The following is a 1,015-nucleotide window of genomic DNA, read 5'->3' on the forward strand; positions in this document are numbered from 1 at the left end:
GCCGGGGGCCGCTCGCGGCCTCCGTCACCCTGCGGCGACGTCAGCTGACGAAGGCCCCGGTGTTCGAGCTGTAGTCGGAGTAGTCGGAGTAGTCCGAGTAGTTCGACGAGTTCGCGATCGAGATCCACACCAGGGCGACGATCAGGATGAACAGGCCCGTCAGGACCCAGCCACCGATGATGCCGGCGAGCGCCAGGCCACGGCCGCCCTCGCCGCTCTGCTTGATCTTGCCGAGGGCGATGTGGCCCATGATCGCGCCGGCCGGGCTCGTCAGGATGATGATCGGCCAGATGATGACGCCGCCGAACGCGAAGACGATCGACAGGATCGACAGGACGTTCGTCTTCGGGCGCTGCGCGTAGGGCTGGTACGAGTACGGGTTGGCCGCGTACGGCTGCTGCGCGTACGGGTTGTGCTGCTGACCGTAGGGGTTCTGCGGTGCGCCGTACGCCTGCTGCGGCGGCTGCTGCTGCTGCTGATGCGGGGCCGCGTACGGGTTCTGCTGCTGACCGTACTGATTCGGCTGCGGCTGCGGCTGCTGCGGAGCGGCGTACGGGTTCTGCTGCTGCGGCGGCTGGCCGTACGGGTTCTGCTGCTGCGGCGGCTGGCCGGACGGGTTCTGCTGCTGCGGTGCCGCGGACGGGTCCTGCTGCTGGCCGTACGGGTTCTGGGGCGCTTCCGGAGCCGACGGGGCCTGCGGCGCGTCAGGTGCTTGCGGGGCGTCCGGTGCGGGTGCACCGTCGGGCTGTCCGTTCGCCGCGCCGTTCGGCGTCTCGCCCGGCTTCGGCCACTCGTTCTGATCGGACACCGTCCACCCCTCTCGGGCGTCCGGTCTCTCCGACGCCCGTGTGAATCCTCCCACAGGCTCCCCCAGAAGGACCGGGGCCGAACTGGTCAGACCTGGACGGTCGTCACCGGCAGGGTCGAGTCCGCCGCGATGCCGAGGTCGCTCGGCGCGTGCCCCTCGGCCACGAGTCGGGCGCCGACGGCGGCGATCATGGCGCCGTTCGACCTG

At 70.5% G+C, this 1,015-nt stretch carries 1 protein-coding gene; it reads right to left on the minus strand.

The genetic code is table 11. The features are described 5' to 3' along the window. Positions 1-40: 40 nt before the first annotated feature. Positions 41-808, minus strand: coding sequence for a DUF4190 domain-containing protein (locus tag BACI9J_RS23380; RefSeq protein WP_159556121.1), 768 nt, complete (start codon positions 806-808; stop codon positions 41-43). Between the last annotated feature and the right edge of the window lie 207 nt (positions 809-1,015).

Origin of the sequence: Arthrobacter sp. 9V (assembly GCF_902506065.1) — a bacterium.
Taxonomy (GTDB): Bacteria; Actinomycetota; Actinomycetes; order Actinomycetales; family Micrococcaceae; genus Arthrobacter.